Source organism: Acidiphilium cryptum JF-5 (genome assembly GCF_000016725.1).
GTDB classification, from domain to species: Bacteria; Pseudomonadota; Alphaproteobacteria; order Acetobacterales; family Acetobacteraceae; genus Acidiphilium; species Acidiphilium multivorum.
The window spans coordinates 2246376-2265846 of sequence record NC_009484.1 but is presented as its reverse complement, the minus strand read 5'-3'; the positions used below and the strand labels follow the sequence as shown (position 1 = coordinate 2265846).

Here is a 19471-nt window from a genome sequence, read left to right as displayed (position 1 = left end):
GCCCCATGTTCCGCGACCGCGCCGATGCCGGGCGCCGCCTCGCGGCCCGGCTCCGCCACCTGCGGCACCGCCATCCCGTCGTGCTCGCCCTGCCGCGCGGGGGCCTGCCCGTCGGGTTCGAGGTGGCGGCGGACCTGGAGGCGCCGCTCGACATCGTCATCGTCCGCAAGATCGGCGCGCCGGACCAGAAGGAACTCGCCATCGGCGCCGTCGCCGAGGGCGATCCGCCGCTGGTGTATCTCGACGACGGGCTGATCCGCGCGCTGGCGGTGCCGGCGCGCTATGTCGAGGCCGAAACCGCGCGCCAGATCGAGGAGATCGCGCGCCGGCGCGCGGTGTATGGCGCGGGCCGGACGCGGGTGCCGGTGGCCGGCGCCGCGGCGATCGTCGTCGATGACGGGATCGCGACCGGGGCGACGATGCGCGTCGCGCTGCGCGCCACGCGGGCGCTGCGGCCGGCGCGGCTCGTGCTCGCCGTGCCGGTCGCGGCGCCCGACTCGCTGGCGGCGCTGCGCCCGCTGGCGGACGAGATCGCCTGCGTGGAGACGCCGGCCTCGCTCGGCGCGGTCGGCGCGTTCTATCTCGATTTTCCCCAGCTCGAGGACGGCGAGGTGACCGCCATCCTCGCCCGCGCCGCGGCGCGGCCTCAGCGCAGCGGCGGCAGCGCGTAGAGGGCGAGGCCGAGTTCGGCGAGGATCAGCGCGACGATGTACCACTCGACCCGCAGGCTGCTGCGCGCCTGGACGAGGCCGAGCAGGGTCTCCACCGTCCGGCCGGCGAGATCGAGCTTGCGGTCGAGCGCGCGGTCGCGCTCGCGGAGCTCGTATTCCTCGGCGAGATGCAGGTGCAGGCGTTCGAGTTCGGGATGGTCCCAGAGCAGTTCGGGCTTTTCCGCCGTCTCGGCGCGGCCGACCATGCGGTGCTGGATGCCGAGGACGACGCCGATCTGCCGCAGCAATACCCGCCCGCGCGCGTTCACCCGGCCCCGCGCCCGCAGCTCCGCGGCGAGCGGCTCGATCCGGTCGAACATCCCGGCCATCACCGTTTCGTAACGCGCCAGCACCAGGCTCTTCGCCAGCACGTCGGCGATCAGTTGCAGATGCTCGATCGCGCAGTGCGGCAGCGCGATGGCGCCCTCGTCGCCGGCCGGCGGCGGCCCGGGGCCGATCCGCAGGCGGGCCGTCTCGGTCTCGGGGCTGGCGAAGGGCTCGGCGACGAAGGGCGCGAGCGCGGCGAGAAGGCGGGCCGTTGCCCCCTCGTCGGCGCCGAACAGCACCGCGGCGCCGTAGCGGAACAGGACCGCGACGCCGCCGGCCGCCGGAAGCGCGAGCGCGAGCGGCGCCGTCGCCAATGGCTTCGCCCGGTCGAGCCGCCGCAGGTCCAGCCGCTCGCCGAGCAGCAGCGCCCGGACCGCGATGTCGCCCCGCGCCGTCAGCGCCGCGATCGCGTCCGCCGCGCCGGGGAGGGGAGGGTCAGCCGGCATCGTGGCAGGCGGCGATCGCCCGGGCGAGCGGCTCGGCGGCGTCGAGGACCGTCAGCCGCGCCCTGGCCGCCCCGGCGAGGCGAAACGGCGGCACCGTGCTGCTGACCACGATGCTCTCGAACAGGCCGGCGGCGAAGAGGTCTTCGGCGCCGCCGGTGAACAGGCCGTGCGCCGCGGCGGCGTGGATTTCGGCGGCGCCGGCCTCGCGGCAGGCGCGGGCCGCGCGCAGCAGCGTGCCGCCGGTGCTGATCAGGTCGTCGACGATGATGGCCACGCGGCCGCGCACGTCGCCGGCGAAGAGCGTGCCGGTCACCACCCCGCCGGAGCGGTGCTTTTCCATGAAGGCGGCGCTCACCGGGGCGCCGCGCAGGGATTCCAGCGCCTCGCGGACCTGTTCGGCGCGCTTGGCGCCGCCGGTATCCGGCGACACCACCACCGCCGGAACCCGGCGCAGCAGGGGCGCGAAATGCGCGGCGAACAGCGGCGCGGCGGGGACGTGCAGGCTCGGGCAGCGGAAGGCGTTCTCGAACGCGGCGAGGTTGTGCACCTCCAGCGTGATCACCTGGCCGATGCCGACCGCCTCGAACATCGCGGCGACGTAGCGGGTGGTGACGGGATCGTTGGTCTTGGTCCGCCGGTCCTTCCGCGCGTAGCAGAGATAGGGCGCCACCGCGGTGACGCGCGCGGCGCCGGCATCGCGCAGCGCGCCGCAGAAGAACAGCAGGCGGCAGAGCCGGTCATTCGCCGAATCGCCCTCGCCGCCGTGCAGGGTGTGCAGCACGAAGGCGTCGTGGCCGCGCACGTCCTGCAACGGGCGGGCCTTGTGCTCGCCATCCTCGAAGTCGCGCTCCTCGTGCGCGGCGAGGGCGATTTCCAGCCGGGCGGCGACCTGTTCGGCGAGCGGTCGGCTGCCATGCAGGCCGAACAGCGAGAGCGGGGCGCGGGTCATGGGGATGTCCTTTTCGCGGCATCGGGCGGGCGCCAGGCGGCGGCATCCGGCGGCACCGGGCCGAGGCTCCACAGCCCCTCGAACGGCGCGGCGTGGGCGGTGGCGAGGGCGAGGGCGCGGGCGCGGGTGGCTTCGTCGCCGAACGCCGCATCGATCACGACCGAGCAGCCGGCGGCGAGGGTTTCCGCCGCCTCGTGCCAGGCGGCGTCGCCCGCCGCATCCGGCCTCACGATCCGCGCGCCGGGCGCGGGCGCGGCGCGGCCGGCGCATGCCGCGGCACGGTGGCTCCGGTCCGCGCCGCCGCCGCCGACGGCGATCACGCGCGGCCGGGCCGGGGCGAGGAAATCGAGGCCGGCGGCGACATGGCGCCTGGCCTGCGCCGCCAGCAGCAGCGCCCGCGCGGAATCGGTCTGGCGCCGCGCGCCGCCGGCCAGCGCGTAGCTGCGGGTCGCGGCGCGCAGGGCGAGGAAAAGCGGCATGGCGCGCAGCCCCATCGCATCCGGCGCGACATCCGCATGGGCGTTGAACACCGCGTTGGCGAGGTCGCGCCGGCCGCGCAGCTCGAGGTCCATCAGCAGGAAGGCAAGGTCGTAGAGCAGGTCGATGCAGCCGATCTCGTCGCTGAACTCGATGCAGTCGAACATCGTCGGACGGCCGCCGAACAGGCAGATATTGGCGAGCCGCAGATCGCCGTGGCAGCGCCGCACCCGGCCGCTCGATCGCCGCCAGTCGAGCAGCGGCGCGAGCCCGGCCAGGGTGGCGCGGGCGTGGCGGCTCAGCGTGTCGACCGCGGCACCGTCGAGCGTGCGGGCGGTCAGGGCGAGTTCGCGCTCGTTGGCGGCGATCACGCGTTCGATCGCCTCGCTGCCGCCGTGGTCGGGCCGGGATTCGGCGGCGAGATGAAAGCGGGCGATGGCGGCGCCGAGCTCGCGCATCAGCGCCGGCGTGAGCGCGTCGCGCGCGGCCATCGCGTCGAACAGGTCGGACTGGTCGAAGCGCCGCATGACGACGACATGATCGACCGCGGTACCCGGACCATCGAAGGCGAGGTGGCCCTTTTCGTCGCGGGTGATGGCGCGGACGGTGAGATAGAGCGTCGGCGCGGTGCGGCGGTTGAGCACCAGCTCGGCCTCGCAGGCGGCGCGGCGGGCGGCGGGCGTGGTGTAGTCGAGCGCCGAATAGCGGATCGCCCGCTTGAGCTTGAAGGCGTGCGGACCGGCGAGAAAGACGATCGAGCAATGGGTCTCGATCCGCTCCACCGTGCCGGTGGCGAGGCCGTGGCTCTCCGGGCGGGAGAGGAAGGCGATGACGCGCCGCTGATCCTCGGGGTGCGGCGACATGCTCAGGGTTCACCGGCCGCCGCGCGGTCCGCCGCGGCGGCGAGGGCGCGGATGGCGGGGCTGATCGTCACCGGCACCGTGCCGGGTTCGAGCCGGCGCAGCGCCGGGGGCAGGCTGGCGAGCGCGGCGGCGGCCCGCTGCCGGGCGGCGGCGAGATCCGCCGTTGCCGGGTCGATGCGCCGGCCGGCGCGCATCACCGGGCGCAGCAGCGCCGTGCCGGTGGGCGGTTCGTCGTGCAGCCCGACGGTATCGCCGAGGATGGTTCCGTCGGCGGCGAGGCGGCGCCAGACCTGCTTGGCGCCGGGCCAGGTGGCCTTGCCCTCGCTGCGCTTGCGCCGCGGCCGGCCGGCATAGGCCTGCAGCTTGTAGGCGCAGTCGAGCGCCGGGGCGTCGCTCGCGGTGGTCAGCGCGGTGCCGATGCCGAACCCGTCGATCGGCGCGCCGGCGAGGCGCGCGATCCGCGCCTCGTCGAGCCCGCCGCTGGCGAAGATCCGGATCGCGCCGCATCCCGCCGCGTCGAGAATGCCGCGCACCGCTCGCGCGTGATAGGCGAGATCGCCGCTGTCGAGCCTGACCGCCGCGATCGCGATGCCCTCCGCCGCGAGGCGGGGCGCCAGCGCCGCGACCCGCGCGGCGCCGCGCTCGGTGTCGTAGGTGTCGATCAGCAGGCAGAGCCCGGCGGGGCGGGTGCGCGCGAAGTCGAGGAAGGCCTCGGTCTCGCCGTCATGCGCCTCGACGAAGGCATGGGCCATCGTGCCCATGAGCGGAATGCCGAACCGGCGGCCGGCGAGCACGGTGGCGGTGGCGTCGAAGCCGGCGAGCCAGGCGGCGCGGGCGGCGAACAGCCCGGCCTCGCCGCCATGGGCGCGGCGCAGCCCGAAATCGACGAGCTGGCGCCCGCCCGACGCGAGCACCATCCGCGCCGCCTTCGAGGCGATGACGGTCTGGAAATGAACGATGTTGAGGAGGCGGGTTTCCACGAACTGCGCCTCGGGCAGCGGCGCGGTGACCCGCAGCACCGGCTCGTCGGCGAAGACGGCCGTGCCCTCGGGCACCGCATCGACGTCGCCGGTGAAGCGGAACCCGGCGAGACTGTCGATGAAGCCCGGCGCGAACCGGCCGGTATCGCGCAGCCAGGCGAGGTCGTCGGCGGCGAAGCGCATGCCTTCGAGGAACGTCACCGCCTGGTCCAGCCCGGCGGCGAGCAGGAAGCCGCGCTCGGGCGGCAGGCGGCGGAAGAACAGTTCGAACACCGCGCTGCCGGTCATGCCCCGCGCCGCGTAGGCTTCGAGCATCGACAGCTCGTAGAGGTCGGTCAGCAATGCGCTGGCATCCGGCATGGCGGAATTCTGCGCGGCGCGGGCGGTGCGTGTCGTTGATTCTCGTCAACCGGCGCCGCGGCTTGCCCGGGTCGGCGGATCGGGCCACATGGACGCGATGACCGAAAACGACCCTGAAGCCGCGCTCCGTCGCTCGCTCTTCCGGCATCGTGCCTTCGCGACCGGGCTGCTGGCGCTGATGGCGGCGCTGATGGCGGCGGGATACGCCATGCCGCCCGACCCCGCCGCCCTGTTCCTGCGCGATGCCGCCAAGGCCGGGCTGATCGGCGGCATCGCCGACTGGTTCGCCGTGACCGCGCTGTTCCGCCACCCGCTCGGCCTGCCGATTCCGCACACCGCCATCCTGCCGGCGCAGAAGGAGCGGCTCGGCGCCGCCCTGGGCCGGTTCGTCGCCAACCACGTGTTCACCGGCGCCGATGTGACGCGGTTTCTCGCCGGGCTCGACATTCCCGCCCTGCTCGGCCGGTTCCTCGCCGATCCGGCGATGTCCACACCGCTGGCGGAGGCCATCGCCGGGGCGCTGCCGCGCCTGCTCGATTCGGTCGAGGATGGCCGGGCGCGGCGGGTGCTCGGCCGCCTGCTGCCGCGCATGGCGGGCGGGCCGACCGCGGGCCGCCTCGTCGCCCGCGCGCTGGCCTCGCTGGTCGAGAGCGGGCGGCACCAGGAGGTGTTCAGCTTCATCCTCGGCCAGCTCCGCCTGCTGCTGCAAAGCCGCGAGGCCGAGCTGAAGCAGGCGGTGCGCGAGCGCGTGCGCGAGCAGGGCGGCGCGCTGGTCGGCTGGGCGGTGGGGGCGAACATCGCCGCGCGCGTCGTCACCGCGCTCAATACCGAGCTGGAGCGCGTCGACCCCGATGGCTCCGAGCTGCGCGCGGCCTTCGACGAATGGGTGCGCCGCGAGATCGTCCGCCTCACCGAGGACCCCGAACGCGCCGCCGAACTCGGCGCCGCGCTGCGCGGGGTGGTGGGGCATGAGAGCGTGCGCGCCTGGGGGGCGGAGCTGTGGTCGCGGCTGCGCGCCGCGATCGCGGCGGACGCGGCGCGGCCGGGCGGGCACGCGCAGCAGCTGATCGCCGGCGCCCTCGCCAATTTCGGCGCGCTGCTCGCCGGGGATCCCACCATGCGCGCGCGCATTTCCGCCGGCGCGGGCATGGTCGTCACCCGCCTGCTGCCGGGGGCGCAGGCCGAGATCGCCGGGTTCATCGGCCGCGTGATCGGCAACTGGGACGCCGCGACGATCACCGAGCGGCTGGAGCTGCGCGTCGGCAAGGACCTGCAATATATCCGCGTCAACGGCACGCTGGTCGGCTTCCTGATCGGCGGGCTGATCTTCCTTGTCCTGCATTTCGGATTTCACCAGCCGGGGTAAGCATGCACATCCACATCCAGGAATTCGCCGACAGCCCCTATCTCAAGCTGACGGCGGCCGAATTTCACGAGGCCGCCGCGCTGGCCGGCGGGATCGGGGAGGGGCATACGCTGACCGTGGGCGAGAGCGAGGCGGAGTTCGCCGCCGCGGCACCCGGGATCGAGGCGCTGATCGCCACCCCCGCCGCGATCCGCCGGCTCGACCTCTCGATCGCGCCGAAGCTGCGGCTGATCCAGTCCACCTCCGCCGGCGTCGACCCGCTCGCCCCGTTCGACATGATCCCCGACGGGGTGATGCTGCTGAACAATCGCGGCGTGCATGCCGACCGCGCCGGCGAGTTCGCGATCATGGCGATGCTGATGCTGGCCACCCACATGCCCGCCTTCGCGACCGACCAGCGGGCGCATCGCTGGCAGCGCCGGTCCTCCGGCACGGTGGCCGGCATGCGGGCGACGATCGTCGGCGTCGGCGGGCTCGGCGGCGGCGCGGCGCGGCGGGCGCGGCAGTTCGGCATCCATGTCACCGGCGTGCGCAACGGCGCCGCGCCGCACCCCGATTGCGACGCGACGCGGCCGGTCGGCGATCTCGACCTGATCCTGCCGCACACCGATTTCCTGCTGCTGACCTGCCCGCTCACCGCGGCGACGCGCAACCTGCTCGATGCGCGGCGGCTGGCGCTGCTGCCGCCGCATGCCGGGGTGATCAACATGGGCCGCGGCGCGCTGGTCGATCAGCCGGCACTCTGCGCCGCGCTGCGCGCGGGCAGCATCGCCGGCGCGGTGCTCGACGTGTTCACGACCGAGCCGGTGCCGCCGGACGATCCGGTGTGGGACACGCCGAACCTGGTCATGACGCCGCATATCTCGTCGGACGATCCGGCGCGCTACAACGCGGCGACGCTGGCCAGCTTCTTCGCCGCGCTGCGGGCGCTCGCCGCCGGGCGCGTCCCGGCCACGCTGGTCGATTTCGCGAGAGGCTACTGAGGCGCGTGGCGGGCGCCGAACAGCGCCGAGCCGACGCGCACCTCGGTCGCCCCGCAGGCGATCGCGGTCTCGAAATCGTCGGACATGCCGATCGAGCGCACCGGCAGCCCGTGCGTGTCGGCCATGGCGACGAGGGTGCGGAAATGCGGCGCGGGGTCCTCGCCGAGCGGGGGAATCGCCATCAGCCCCCGCAACCGCTCGCCGAACCGGGCGCGCATCGCGCGGATGAAGCCATCCGCCTCCGCAAGGCTCACCCCGGCCTTCTGCGGCTCGTCGCCGACATTCACCTGCACCAGCAGCCGCGGCATCCGCCCGGCGCGCTCGGCCGCCGCCGCCAGCGCATCCGCCAGTTTCGGCCGGTCGAGCGAATCGATGCAGTCGAACAAAGCCACCGCCTCGCGCGCCTTGTTGGTCTGCAACGGCCCGATCAGGTGCAGCGCGAGGCCCGGATGCGCCGCGCGCAGGAGCGGGAACTTCGCCGCCGCCTCCTGCACCCGGTTCTCGCCGAACACGAGTTGCCCGGCGGCGAGTGCCGCCTCGATCGCCGCGACCGGCTTGGTTTTCGACACCGCGATGAGCGTGACCGCGCGGCCCTGCGCGGCCGTGGCGATGCGCGCGCGGATGGAATCGAGGGCGGGCCTGATCGTCTCGGGCCTGATCGTCTCGGGGCTGAATTCGCTCATGGATGAACAACTGATCGCGGCGGCGCGGGCGGTCAAGCGGCGCCATCGCTGCCGCCACCCCACGCTCTGGCTGTTCACCGATCGGGCCCGATTGCCCGACCCGCTCGGCGCGATCGCCCGCCTGCCGCCGGGACTCTCCGGCGTGGTGCTGCGCGACGATGCGGCGCCGGACCGGGCGGCACTCGCGGCGGCGGTGGCGAAGCTCTGCCGGCGCCGGCGAATCGCCCTCGTGGTCGCCGGCGATGCCCGGCTGGCGGCCCGTCTGCACGCCGGGCTGCACCTGCGGCGGGGCAGGGTTGCGCCGGGCCGCAAGCCGGGTCTGGTGACCGCCTCGGCGCATGGCCGGCAGGAGCTGGTGCGCGCGCGCCGGGCCGGCGCCGGGCTGGTGTTTCTCTCGCCGGCCTTCCCGACGGCGAGCCATCCTGGGGCGCCCGCCCTCGGGCCGGTGCGCTGGGCGGCGCTGGCGCGGCTGGCCGGCGGGGTTCAGGTGGTGGCCCTTGGCGGCATCGAGGGGCGGCGGATGCGGGCGCTTGGCCCGGCCTGCCGCGGTGTTGCGGCGATCGGGGCTTTGTCAAATCAGTGTCATACAGTGTGGCGTTGATACCACAGCGCAGCCAAATAGCCTTCACCGGCGCTTTCGGATGTTGCTTCCTGAGACTGAAATGCCTTTTATCCGCCTGTCTGACGCCTCGCCGCGACGGCTTTCGGGCCTTGAAGCGGCGCAGACGGCAAAGAATTCACGCCGGTCTGACCGGCAACATGGAGGTTTGAATGCGCAAGTATCTTCTGGCGTCTGCCGCATCGCTCGGCTTGATGGTCGCCGCGTCCGGTGCCGCTCACGCCCAGGCTGCCAAGGCCCCCGCTCCGGGTCAGATCGTCGTCCACCTGAACGGCCTGTTGAACGACCAGATCAACATGATCGGCGCGACGGGCGACAACGTCCAGGGCGGCAACAAGCTGAACCCGATCGGCATGGCCGGCTTCCTCCGCCTGTATCCGGGCTTCGACGCCACCACCGAGAACGGCATCGAATACGGTGTCGCGGCCGAGCTCCGCACCACCTATAGCTCCGCTGGCGTCGGCATCCACGAATCGACCGCCGGCACGAGCGGTGTGACCGGCCTCGCGATCCGCCGCGCCTACGCCTATATCGGCACGCCGCAGACCGGCTTCGTCCGTTTCGGCCAGACCGACGGCATCTGGTGGCTGCTGTCGACCGGCGAATACTACAATTTCGGCGACGGCAACCTGTGGAATGCTGACGGCGGCGTCGGCTCCTCGGTGCCGAACCAGGATCATCCGTCGGGCCTCTTCACCTCGTCCGGCTCGCTCTACACGACCAACAAGATCGTGTACATCTCGCCTGACGTCGCTGGCTTCAAGGCCGGCTTCGACTTCGAGCCGAACTCGAACGGCTTCAAGGAAGGCGAGAGCTGCAGCCTGACCACCGACTGCGCGACGCTGTCCAGCGCCGCTGGCGGTGCCGGCAATGCGCGCCGCAAGAACACCGTCACGGGCGGTCTCGAGTATTCGAGCGAGTTCAGCGGCACGGGCGTGACGCTGGCCGTCGACTACCTGCATGCGGCGCCGATCGGCGTCAGCTCGGGCGGCGTGACCGCGACCGGCTATACCTTCAACGGCTACAAGTCGATGGGCATCGCCGAGTTCTCGGGCCAGGTGAAGTATGCCGGGTTCACGCTGGGCGCGAACGTCAAGACCGGTCAGGTGAACGATGGCTACACCTTCCTGCTGCCGGGCCAGCGCGACCTGCTCTTCTATGAAGTGACCGGCATCTACGATTTCGGCCCCTACACGGTCGGCGCCTACTACTTCAACCAGCAGTCCGCCGGTGCCTACACGCTCGGTTCGAGCTATGGCCGCACCGCGACCAACTACGGCATCGCCGTCGGCGCGAACTACGCCCTCAGCAAGAACCTCGGCCTGTATGCGACCTATCTCTATGGTCACCGTCACCAGGCTGGCTATAACTTCATCTCGAACAGCGCGACTGTCGCGACCGGCTACGACAACGTGCAGTCCCAGGCGTTCAGCCTCGGTGCCGCTCTGAAGTGGTAATCTGACCCGAAAGGTGTTCAGGTGGGGCGGCGGAGCGATCCGCCGCCCTTTTCATTTGCCGGTGCCGCGTGGCGGTTGTCGCCTGGCGGCCTTCGTGGCCGCGTCGCCTGGCGGCCTTGATGCCGTTGTTTGGCGGCCTTGAGGGCCGCGCGGGCCTTGGCGCGGCCGCGCGGCAAGGTTAAAGACCATCGTTGCCGGCCGGATCCTCCGGTCCGAACTGCGGAGACGAATGTGCGCTTTCCAGACATGACCTGCCCGAACAACTTCCTCCGGCCTGCTCTGAAAGCCGCGGCGCTGGGCTCCGCGCTCGCGCTCGTGGCGTGCAGCAACGCGAAGCAGCCCAACCTGCCGAACATGGAAACCTATCGAACCCCGCAGGCGATGGCCTCCAGCGGCAATGGCGGGCTCGGCACGCTGTTCACGTTCGGCGGCAAGAGCCACGCGGAGCAGACCGGTGTGGCGGTCAATGCCTATCTCTGGCGCGCCTCGCTCGTCACGCTCAGCTTCATGCCGCTGGCCTCGGCGGATCCCTTCGCCGGCGTGATCGTGACCGACTGGTATTCGCCGCCGGCCAAGCCGGACCGGCGCTTCAAGGTGTCCGCCTATGTGCTCGGCACCACGCTGACCGCCAACAACCTGAAGGTTTCGGTCTTCGAGCAGGATCGCCAGGGCGGCGCCTGGGTCGACCAGCCGGTCGATCCCGCGGTTGCCAACGGCCTCGAGGATCGCATCCTCGCCCGCGCCGCCCAGCTGAAGGCGGCGGGGCAGCTGAACGGCTGAGACCATGGACCAGACCACGCACGACGCCTCCGCCTATGATTTCACCGCCGCCGAGGCGCGCTGGCAGGCGGCGTGGGAGGCGCGGAACTGCTTCGCCACCGCCGACGCGCCGCAGGGCGGCCGGCGGAAATGCTACGTGCTGGAGATGTTCCCCTACCCGTCGGGGAAGATCCATATGGGCCATGTGCGGAACTACGCGATCGGCGACGTGATCGCCCGCGCCCGCCGCGCCCAGGGCTATGACGTGCTGCACCCGATGGGCTGGGACGCGTTCGGCCTGCCGGCCGAGAACGCGGCGCGGGAGCGCAATGTCGATCCCGCCAAATGGACGCGCGACAACATCGCGGCGATGAAGGCCGACCTGAAGCGCGTCGGCCTCTCGGTCGACTGGTCGCGCGAATTCGCCACCTGCGACCCGGAATATTACGGGCACCAGCAGAAACTCTTCCTCGACCTCTGGCGCGCCGGCCTGGCCTATCGGCGCGAGTCGGCGGTGAACTGGGACCCGGTCGACATGACCGTGCTCGCCAACGAGCAGGTGATCGACGGGCGGGGCTGGAAATCCGGCGCGCCGGTGGAAAAGCGCAAGCTGCGCCAGTGGTTCTTTCGCATCACCGATTTCGCCGCGGACCTGCTCGCCGGGCTCGACACGCTGGAGAACTGGCCCGAGCGGGTGCGGACCATGCAGCGCAACTGGATCGGCCGCTCCGAGGGCGCGGAATTCACGATCCGGCTGGCGGCGCCGTGCGGCGGCATCGAGAGCGTGCCGGTCTATTCCACGCGGCCGGACACGCTGTTCGGGATGAGCTTCGTCGCCCTGGCGCCGGATCATCCGCTCGCCACCGCCGTTGCCGCGGCCAATCCCGAGGCCGCCGCCTTCATCGCCGAGTGCCAGAGCGCCGGCACCTCCGAAGCCGCGATCGAGGCGGCCGAGAAGCGCGGGTTCGATACCGGGCTGCGCGTCGTCCACCCCTTCGATCCGTCGCGGACCCACCCGGTCTGGATCGCCAATTTCGTGCTGATGGACTACGGCACGGGCGCGATTTTCGGCTGCCCGGCGCATGACCAGCGCGACCTCGATTTCGCCCGCAAATACGGGCTGGACGTTACCGTCGTCGTAGCACCCAAGGACGATCCGGGCCTCGCGGTGGGGGATGTCGCCTTCACCGGCGATGGCGTGATCGTCAATTCCGGCTTCCTCGACGGGCTCGACGTCGCGGCGGCGAAGTCCCGCGCCATCGCCGAGCTCGAATCGCGCGGCGCCGGCAAGGGCGTGGTCAACTGGCGCCTGCGCGACTGGGGCGTGTCGCGCCAGCGCGCCTGGGGCTGCCCGATCCCGATGATCCATTGCGAGGTCTGCGGCACCGTTCCCGTGCCGGAAAAGGACCTGCCGGTGCGGCTGCCGGACGACCTGCCGTTCGACCGGCCGGGCAACGCGCTCGACCATCACCCGAGCTGGAAGCACGTGGCCTGTCCGCAATGCGGCGCGGCCGCCCAGCGCGAGACCGACACGTTCGACACCTTCGTCGATTCCTCGTGGTATTTCGCCCGGTTCTGCGCCCCGCACGCGCCCGTGCCGGCGGACCCGGCGGCGACCTCGCACTGGATGCCGGTCGATCACTATATCGGCGGCATCGAGCACGCGATCCTGCACCTGCTGTACGCCCGCTTCTTCACCCGGGCGATGCACCGGCTCGGCCAGGTCGGCGTCGCCGAGCCCTTCGCCGGCCTGTTCACCCAGGGCATGCTCACGCATGAGAGCTACCGCACCGAGGACGGCAAGTGGCTCTACCCCGAGGAGGTGATCCGCCACGCCGATCACGCGACGACGCTGGATGGCCGCAAGGTGATCGTCGGGCCGATCGAGAAGATGTCGAAATCGAAGCGCAACACGGTCGATCCCTCGGCCGTCATCGCCCGCTTCGGCGCCGACACCGCGCGGTGGTTCGTGCTGTCGGACAATCCGCCCGAGCGCGACGTGGAATGGACCGAGGCGGGGGCGCAGGGCGCGTTCCGCTATGTCCAGCGGCTGTATCGTCTCGCCCGCAGCGTCGCCGCCGACCGGGCCGACGACGTGGCGCTGGAACGCGCCGAGGGCGAGGCCCGCAAGCTGCGGCAGGCGACGCATCGCACCATCGCCGCGGTGACCGAGGCGATCGACGGTTTCGCCTTCAACGTCGCCATCGCCCGGCTCTACGAGCTGGCGAACGCCATCGCCGAGACCGAGGGACGGGATGCGCCGGGGCTGCCGGCGGCGCGGCGGGAGGCGATGTCGGCGCTGATCCGCCTCGCCGCGCCGATCATCCCGCATGTCGCGGAAGAGGCGAACGCGCAGGTCTCGCCGGAGGCCGGGCTGGTCGTCAACCAGCCCTGGCCGGTCGCCGAGCCGGAGCTGCTCAAGCGCGATTCGGTGACGCTTGCGGTGCAGATCATGGGCAAGCTGCGCGGCACGATCGAGCTGCCGCCGGGGGCGGACGCCGAAACCGCCATCGCGGCGGCGATGGCCGAGCCGCGCATCGCGCAACTTCTGGAAGGGGCGACGATCGTCAAGCGCATCCACGTTCCCGACCGGATCGTGAACTTTGTCGTCCGTCCTTAAGATCCTGCCCCTCGCGGGCCTGCTCGCGCTCGCGGGGTGCGGGTTCCGCCCGCTTTATGGCGGCGGCCAGGCGGGAACCGCCGTCGTCTCGCAGCTCGACGAGATCGATGTCGGCCTGCTGCCGGACCGGCAGGGGCAGTTGCTGCGCCAGGCGCTCGAAGCCGAGTTGCAGCGCGCCGGCGCGCCGTCCTTCTATCGCTACCATCTCGCGGTCGACTATGGCTGGAACGTGCAGATCGTGGGCGTGCAGCCGGACAGCTCGAACACCCGAAACCGCTACATCGCCACCGCGCAATGGACGCTGACGCCCGAGGGCGACCGGAGCCGGATCATCGCCCGCGGCTCGACGCAGGCGATGGATGCGATCGACAACATCGACAACCAGAACTTCGCGGGCACCCTGGATCAGGGCGTGCTGCGCCATCGCTTCGCGAAGCGGCTCGCCCGGCAGATCACGCAGCAGCTCGCGGTCTATTTCCGCAATCACCCCGACCGGGGGTAAGCCGGTGAAGATCGACGCCCGCCACGTCGAGACATTCCTCGCCGATCCGGGCCGCGCGCGGTTCGTTCTTGTCTACGGACCCGACACCTCGCTGGTTGCCGAACGGGCGCGCCGGCTGGCGAAGCTGGTCGCGGGATCGCTCGACGATCCGTTCCGGCTCACCGAACTCGATGCCGACACCGCCGAGCGCCTGCCCGAGGAAGCCGGGGCGCAGGCCTTCGGCGGCGGCCGCCGGGTGGTGCTGCTGCGCGATGCCGGCGACCGGCAGGTGGCACCCGTCGAGGCCGCGCTGGAGGGGAAGGGCGATGCCCTCATCGTCGCCATCGGCGGTGATCTGCCGGGGCGGTCGAAACTCCGCGCCCTGGCGGAAAAGCACGCGGAGGCGGCGGCCATCGCCTGCTACCTGCCGGATGGCGCGGCCCGCGGCCCGGCGCTCGAGGCGGCGCTGCGGGCGGCCGGCGTGGGCATCGGCCGCGAGGCGCTCGCCCTCGCCGCGAGCCGGCTCGGCGGCGAGACGGGGGCGCTGCGCGACGCGGCGGAACGGCTCGCCCTCTATGCCGGGCCGAACGGCGCGGTGGATATCGAGGCGGTCGAGGCGGTGCTCGATGATCAGGGCTCGGCCTCGATGCAGGATGCGATCGATGCTGCCCTGGCCGGCGACGTGAAGGCGGCGGACCACGCGATCGGGCTGGCGCTGGAGGAAGGCGCCGCGCCGGTCGCGGTGATCCGCGTGCTGCTCGGCGAACTCGCCGGGTTGCGGCTGATGGCCGACGCGGTCGCCGGCGGCGCGAGCCCGCGCGATGCCGTTGCGGCGCGCCGGCCGCCGGTGTTCTTCAAGCGCCAGCCGGTCGTGATGAAGGCGGTGGCGCGCTGGCGGGAGCCGGCGATCATGGCGGCGATCGAACGGGGCCTGCGCGCCGAGGCGGACTGCAAGCGCACCGGGGCGGTGCCCGAGGCGATCGTGCGGCAGATGCTGCTGGGGCTCGCGCAGCGCGCCGCCCGCGCCTGAGGTTCAGGCGCCGTAGCCGCCGCCCGGCGTTTCGATACGATCGCGTCGCCGGCCGCGAGTTCGGCCTGGTCGCGAGCATCGGCACCGCAGCCCCACGCCGGCGATCTCGGTCTCGGAGGAACGGGCATAGGCGCCGTCGCAGAGCGCGACATCGGTCGAGGTTCCGCCCATGTCGTAGCCGACGATGCCGGTGAAGGTGCCACCGCGATCGATCCAGAACTGCCACGGCCCGCCCATGAACCCGCCTCTTGACGTTGCGCGCGCCTGTCCATCATGCGTCCGCCGGGCGCGCATCTGCCTCCACCCCCTTTCCAGCATGCGCGGACGGGGCCATATCGTCGCGGGGACATTTCGGGAACATGGCTATGGCAGGGTCGGGCTACATCACCGTGCGCGGCGCGCGTGAGCACAATCTGAAGAACATCGACGTCCGCATCCCGCGCGACCAGCTCACCGTGATCACCGGGCTGTCCGGCTCCGGCAAGTCCTCGCTCGCCTTCGACACGATCTATGCCGAGGGGCAGCGCCGCTATGTCGAGAGCCTGTCCGCCTATGCGCGGCAGTTCCTCGAACTGATGGGCAAGCCGGATGTGGACAGTATCGAGGGCCTCTCGCCGGCGATCTCGATCGAGCAGAAGACGACCTCGCGCAACCCGCGCTCCACGGTTGGCACCGTCACCGAAATCCACGACTACATGCGCCTGCTCTGGGCCCGCGCCGGAGTGCCCTATTCGCCGGCGACCGGCCTGCCGATCGAGGCGCAGACGGTGAGCCAGATGGTCGACCGGGTGATGGCGATGGCGCCCGGCACCCGGCTGCTGCTGCTCGCCCCGGTGGTGCGCGACCGCAAGGGCGAATACCGCAAGGAACTCGCCGAATTGCAGCGCCGCGGCTTCACCCGCGTGAAGGTGGACGGCAAGCTCTACGAGATTGCCGAGGTGCCGGCGCTCAACAAGAAGATCAAGCACGAGATCGAGGCGGTGGTGGACCGCATCGTCGTGCGCGAGGGCGCGGAACAGCGGCTTGCCGATTCCTTCGAAACCGCGCTCGCCCTCTCGGATGGCATCGCCTATGCCGAGAATGCCGACACAGGGGAGCGCACGGTGTTTTCCGCCCGCTTCGCCTGCCCGGTCTCCGGCTTCACGATCGAGGAGATCGAGCCGCGCCTGTTCAGCTTCAACTCGCCGCACGGCGCCTGCCCCGAATGCGCCGGGCTCGGCACCGAGACCGTGTTCGACCCCGCGCTGATCGTGCCCGACGAGCGCCGCTCGCTCGCCGACCAGGCCATCGCCCCCTGGGCCAACGCGCAGTCGCCCTATTACGACCAGACGCTGGCCTGCCTCGCGAAGCATTTCCGGGTGAAGCTGACCACGCCCTGGGAAGACCTGCCCGAGACGGTTCGCGAGGCGATCCTGTTCGGCGCCGGCAAGACGGAGATCGACTTTTCCTACAAGGACGGCGTGCGCGCCTATACCGTCACCCGCCCGTTCGAGGGGGTGGTGCGCAATCTCGAACGCCGGATGCGCGAGACCGACAGCGTGTGGGTGCGCGAGGAACTGGCGCGCTACCAGGCCGAGCAGCCCTGCCGGCGCTGCCAGGGCGCGCGCCTGCGCGACGAGGCGCTGGCCGTCCGGGTTGCCGGGAAAAACATCGCCGAGGCCTCGGATCTTTCGATCCGCGAGGCGCGCGACTGGTTCGCCACCGTGCTCGACACGCTGACCCCGCAGCGCCAGGACATCGCCCGCCGCATCCTCCGCGAGATCAACGAGCGGCTGCAATTCCTCGTCGATGTCGGGCTCGACTATCTCTCGCTCGCCCGCAGCTCGGCCACGCTGTCGGGCGGGGAAAGCCAGCGCATCCGCCTCGCCAGCCAGATCGGCTCCGGCCTGACGGGCGTGCTCTACGTTCTCGACGAACCCTCGATCGGCCTGCATCAACGTGATAACGAACGGTTATTGGGCACGCTGCGCCGGCTGCGCGATCTCGGCAACACGGTGCTGGTCGTCGAGCATGACGAGGATGCGATCCGCAGCGCCGACCACGTGATCGATATCGGCCCGCGCGCCGGCGTGCATGGCGGCGAGCTGGTCGCCGAGGGCACCGTCGCGGACATCGCCGCCAATCCGCGCTCGCTCACCGGCGACTATCTCTCCGGGCGACGTTCCATTGCGGTTCCGGAACGGCGAAGGCCGGTCGATCCCGCGCGGATGCTGAAACTCGTCGGCGCCCGCGGCAACAATCTCAAGACCGTCACCGGCGAATTCCCCCTCGGCGTGTTCACCGCCATCACCGGCGTCTCCGGCGGCGGCAAGTCCACCCTGGTGATCGACACGCTCTACAAGGCGGTCTCCCGCCGGCTGATGGGCTCGGGGCAGGTGCCCGCGCCGTTCGAGCGGCTCGACGGGCTCGACCTGCTCGACAAGATCATCGAGATCGACCAGTCGCCGATCGGCCGCACCCCGCGCTCCAACCCCGCGACCTATACCGACCTGTTCGCCCCGATCCGCGACTGGTTCGCCGAACTGCCGGAAAGCCGCGCGCGCGGCTACAAGTCCGGCCGCTTCTCCTTCAACGTCAAGGGCGGGCGCTGCGAGGCCTGCCAGGGCGACGGGGTGCTGAAGATCGAGATGCACTTCCTGCCCGACGTCTTCGTCACCTGCGACACCTGCAAGGGAAAACGTTACAACCGCGAAACGCTGGAAATCCGCTTCCGGGAGAAATCCATCGCCGATGTGCTGGACATGAATGTCGACGAGGCGATGGGCTATTTCTCCGCCCAACCCCGCATCCGCGACCGGCTCGAACTGCTCGGCAAGGTCGGGCTCGGCTATATCAAGCTCGGCCAGGCGGCCACGACCCTTTCCGGCGGCGAGGCGCAGCGGATCAAGCTCGCCAAGGAACTCGCCCGCCGCGCCACCGGCCGCACGCTCTACATCCTCGACGAGCCGACAACCGGCCTGCATTTCGAGGATGTCAGGAAATTGCTGGAGGTTCTCCATGCGCTGGTGGATGCCGGCAATACCGTGATCGTGATCGAGCACAATCTGGAAGTGATCAAGACCGCCGACTGGATCATCGATCTCGGCCCCGAGGGCGGGGATGGCGGCGGCGAGATCGTCGCTGCCGGCACGCCGGAAGAGGTCGTGACGAACGAGCGGTCTCATACCGCGAGCTTCCTCGCGCCCCTGTTGCCGAAGCCGGCGGCGCGGAGCGCCGGGCGGCGTCGCAAGGTGGCGTGATGCTGCCGGCCTGGAAGCGGGCGCTGCTCCGCTTCCCGCCGCTCGCCCGCATCGCCGCGCGGGAGGGCGCGCTGCACAACCGGGTCGCCGCCCTCGAAGCCGAGCTCGCCGCCCTGCGGCGGCCGCCGGCGCCGCCATTCCCGATCGTCCACGCGATCGAGCATTTCTGGTGCGACCGCTGCGGCGTGTTTGTCTGCGGCTGGATCCATGCCCATGCAGTGAAGGTGCGCGCGGTCGCGCTGCGCGTCGGCGACCGCCGCACCGATCCGGTGCCGCCGGCGCCGCGCCCGGACGTGCAGTCGCATTATCCCGAGATCGGAGACAGCGGCTTCAGCCTCTACCTCGAGGCTCCGCCTTTCCAGCCCGCCAGCCTCGAGATCGCGACCGATGCAGGCGACGTCTCGATCCCGCTCGAAGCGCCGCCGCTGTCGCCGCCGCCGCCCTCGCCGCTGGTGATCCGGCCCTTCATCGACGAACTCCGGCAACGGCGCGGCCGGGTGCTGGAAATCGGCGCCCGCCTCGTCAGCCCCGGTGCCTATGCGCGGGCCCGCGATTTCGAACCGGACTGCCATTATGTCGGCTGCGACATTCATCCCGCGCCGGGCGTGGACCTCGTGGCCGACGCGCACTCCCTGTCGGCGGCGACCGGCCGGGCCGCCTTCGAGGGCATCTTTTCGGTCGCGGTGATGGAACACATCGCCGAGCCCTGGCGCGTCGCCGCCGAGATCAACCGCGCCCTTACCCCGGGCGGCCTGACCTTCCACATCACCCACCACACCTTTCCCCTGCACGAGACGCCGAACGATTTCTGGCGCTATTCGGACGAGGCGATGCGGATCCTGTTCGGCCCGGCGCGCGGCTTCGAGATCGTCGATGCCGGCATGCGCAGCCCGGTCAGCCTGGTGCGGCTGTTCCCCGGCCGCGCGGCGGCGGACATGGAGATCACCCGTCACGCCGGCTATGTCGGCACCTGGGTGCTGGCGCGGAAGGTGGCCGAAATCGCCGACGACGCGCCGGATGCCGGGATGAGCGGCGATCTCGCCGAACGCAGCCGCGCCTATCCGAAGCGCGGCTGAGCCTCGGGGACGTTCCGGCCGGATGGGTCCACCCGACCGGACAGCG

Annotated in this window: 17 protein-coding genes; 11 read left to right on the top strand and 6 right to left on the bottom strand. The window is 71.5% G+C overall.

Annotated features, from left to right (window positions below; translation table 11 throughout):
- Window positions 1-5 precede the first annotated feature (5 nt).
- Window positions 6-671: a phosphoribosyltransferase gene (locus ACRY_RS12795; RefSeq protein ID WP_012039786.1), complete on the top strand. Its 666-nt coding sequence runs from the start codon at window positions 6-8 to the stop codon at window positions 669-671.
- On the opposite strand, the gene ACRY_RS12790 is transcribed toward ACRY_RS12795, so the two are convergent.
- From ACRY_RS12790 to ACRY_RS12775, 4 genes are read right to left on the bottom strand one after another with little or no spacing between them, the layout of a single operon-like run.
- Window positions 647-1483, bottom strand: a complete 837-nt coding sequence (locus ACRY_RS12790) for an RMD1 family protein (protein WP_012039785.1) — start codon at window positions 1481-1483, stop codon at window positions 647-649. The two genes, ACRY_RS12795 and ACRY_RS12790, sit on opposite strands and share 25 nt — an antisense overlap.
- Window positions 1473-2432: a ribose-phosphate diphosphokinase gene (locus ACRY_RS12785; RefSeq protein WP_012039784.1), complete on the bottom strand. Its 960-nt coding sequence runs from the start codon at window positions 2430-2432 to the stop codon at window positions 1473-1475. Before ACRY_RS12785 ends, ACRY_RS12790 begins: the two co-directional genes overlap by 11 nt.
- Window positions 2429-3772, bottom strand: a complete 1344-nt coding sequence (locus tag ACRY_RS12780; RefSeq protein WP_012039783.1) for a phosphotransferase — start codon at window positions 3770-3772, stop codon at window positions 2429-2431. Before ACRY_RS12780 ends, ACRY_RS12785 begins: the two co-directional genes overlap by 4 nt.
- 2 nt (window positions 3773-3774) lie before the next feature.
- Complete coding sequence (locus tag ACRY_RS12775) at window positions 3775-5112, bottom strand: nicotinate phosphoribosyltransferase (protein ID WP_012039782.1); 1338 nt, start codon at window positions 5110-5112, stop codon at window positions 3775-3777.
- Between the two features lie 88 nt (window positions 5113-5200).
- Between ACRY_RS12775 and ACRY_RS12770 the strand changes: the two genes are divergently transcribed.
- Together ACRY_RS12770 and ACRY_RS12765 are read left to right on the top strand one after the other, a co-directional pair.
- Entirely contained in the window at window positions 5201-6478 is a 1278-nt protein-coding gene (locus tag ACRY_RS12770; protein WP_012039781.1) for a DUF445 domain-containing protein, read from the top strand.
- 2 nt (window positions 6479-6480) lie between these two features.
- A complete protein-coding gene (locus tag ACRY_RS12765; protein WP_007424144.1) occupies window positions 6481-7461 on the top strand; it encodes an NAD(P)-dependent oxidoreductase in 981 nt (326 codons plus the stop codon).
- On the opposite strand, the gene ACRY_RS12760 is transcribed toward ACRY_RS12765, so the two are convergent.
- Entirely contained in the window at window positions 7455-8144 is a 690-nt protein-coding gene (locus ACRY_RS12760) for a YggS family pyridoxal phosphate-dependent enzyme (protein ID WP_012039780.1), read from the bottom strand. The genes ACRY_RS12765 and ACRY_RS12760 overlap by 7 nt on opposite strands.
- On the opposite strand from ACRY_RS12760, the gene ACRY_RS12755 reads away from it, so the two are divergent.
- From ACRY_RS12755 to holA, 6 genes are all read left to right on the top strand, one after another.
- Window positions 8143-8745: a thiamine phosphate synthase gene (locus ACRY_RS12755; protein ID WP_043509345.1), complete on the top strand. Its 603-nt coding sequence runs from the start codon at window positions 8143-8145 to the stop codon at window positions 8743-8745. The genes ACRY_RS12760 and ACRY_RS12755 overlap by 2 nt on opposite strands.
- A gap of 170 nt (window positions 8746-8915) precedes the next feature.
- The gene (locus ACRY_RS12750) at window positions 8916-10220 is read left to right on the top strand and encodes a porin (protein ID WP_012039778.1); all 1305 of its coding nucleotides are present in this window, start codon (window positions 8916-8918) and stop codon (window positions 10218-10220) included.
- A 231-nt stretch (window positions 10221-10451) separates the two neighbouring features.
- Complete coding sequence (locus ACRY_RS12745; protein ID WP_007424347.1) at window positions 10452-11000, top strand: DUF3576 domain-containing protein; 549 nt, start codon at window positions 10452-10454, stop codon at window positions 10998-11000.
- A 4-nt stretch (window positions 11001-11004) separates the two neighbouring features.
- Window positions 11005-13599, top strand: coding sequence for a leucine--tRNA ligase (leuS, locus tag ACRY_RS12740; RefSeq protein WP_012039777.1), 2595 nt, complete (start codon window positions 11005-11007; stop codon window positions 13597-13599).
- Window positions 13583-14101 carry an LPS assembly lipoprotein LptE gene (lptE, locus tag ACRY_RS12735; RefSeq protein ID WP_012039776.1) on the top strand — a complete coding sequence of 173 codons (519 nt, stop codon included), beginning with the start codon at window positions 13583-13585 and terminating at the stop codon, window positions 14099-14101. The genes leuS and lptE overlap by 17 nt, the downstream gene beginning before the upstream one ends.
- A gap of 4 nt (window positions 14102-14105) precedes the next feature.
- Window positions 14106-15110, top strand: coding sequence for a DNA polymerase III subunit delta (holA, locus tag ACRY_RS12730; RefSeq protein ID WP_012039775.1), 1005 nt, complete (start codon window positions 14106-14108; stop codon window positions 15108-15110).
- A gap of 3 nt (window positions 15111-15113) precedes the next feature.
- Here holA and ACRY_RS12725 read toward each other — a convergent pair whose 3' ends face one another.
- Complete coding sequence (locus ACRY_RS12725; RefSeq protein ID WP_043509175.1) at window positions 15114-15347, bottom strand: hydantoinase/oxoprolinase family protein; 234 nt, start codon at window positions 15345-15347, stop codon at window positions 15114-15116.
- Window positions 15348-15475: 128 nt separating this feature from the next.
- Between ACRY_RS12725 and uvrA the strand changes: the two genes are divergently transcribed.
- On the top strand, window positions 15476-18349 hold the full coding sequence (gene uvrA / locus ACRY_RS12720; RefSeq protein WP_007422974.1) for an excinuclease ABC subunit UvrA: 2874 nt from the start codon (window positions 15476-15478) through the stop codon (window positions 18347-18349).
- Window positions 18349-19425, top strand: a complete 1077-nt coding sequence (locus tag ACRY_RS12715) for a class I SAM-dependent methyltransferase (RefSeq protein ID WP_012039772.1) — start codon at window positions 18349-18351, stop codon at window positions 19423-19425. Before uvrA ends, ACRY_RS12715 begins: the two co-directional genes overlap by 1 nt.
- The last annotated feature ends 46 nt before the right edge of the window (window positions 19426-19471 follow it).

Coding starts and splice junctions, on each gene's coding strand:
- ACRY_RS12790 (WP_012039785.1), bottom strand. CDS start 1,483: ATGCCGGCTGACCCTCCCCTCCCCGGCGCGGCGGACGCGATCGCGGCG.
- leuS (WP_012039777.1), top strand. CDS start 11,005: ATGGACCAGACCACGCACGACGCCTCCGCCTATGATTTCACCGCCGCC.
- ACRY_RS12715 (WP_012039772.1), top strand. CDS start 18,349: ATGCTGCCGGCCTGGAAGCGGGCGCTGCTCCGCTTCCCGCCGCTCGCC.
- ACRY_RS12725 (WP_043509175.1), bottom strand. CDS start 15,347: ATGGGCGGGCCGTGGCAGTTCTGGATCGATCGCGGTGGCACCTTCACC.
- ACRY_RS12755 (WP_043509345.1), top strand. CDS start 8,143: ATGGATGAACAACTGATCGCGGCGGCGCGGGCGGTCAAGCGGCGCCAT.
- ACRY_RS12795 (WP_012039786.1), top strand. CDS start 6: ATGTTCCGCGACCGCGCCGATGCCGGGCGCCGCCTCGCGGCCCGGCTC.
- ACRY_RS12765 (WP_007424144.1), top strand. CDS start 6,481: ATGCACATCCACATCCAGGAATTCGCCGACAGCCCCTATCTCAAGCTG.
- ACRY_RS12770 (WP_012039781.1), top strand. CDS start 5,201: ATGGACGCGATGACCGAAAACGACCCTGAAGCCGCGCTCCGTCGCTCG.
- ACRY_RS12750 (WP_012039778.1), top strand. CDS start 8,916: ATGCGCAAGTATCTTCTGGCGTCTGCCGCATCGCTCGGCTTGATGGTC.
- ACRY_RS12780 (WP_012039783.1), bottom strand. CDS start 3,772: ATGTCGCCGCACCCCGAGGATCAGCGGCGCGTCATCGCCTTCCTCTCC.
- ACRY_RS12785 (WP_012039784.1), bottom strand. CDS start 2,432: ATGACCCGCGCCCCGCTCTCGCTGTTCGGCCTGCATGGCAGCCGACCG.
- ACRY_RS12775 (WP_012039782.1), bottom strand. CDS start 5,112: ATGCCGGATGCCAGCGCATTGCTGACCGACCTCTACGAGCTGTCGATG.
- ACRY_RS12760 (WP_012039780.1), bottom strand. CDS start 8,144: ATGAGCGAATTCAGCCCCGAGACGATCAGGCCCGAGACGATCAGGCCC.
- uvrA (WP_007422974.1), top strand. CDS start 15,476: ATGGCAGGGTCGGGCTACATCACCGTGCGCGGCGCGCGTGAGCACAAT.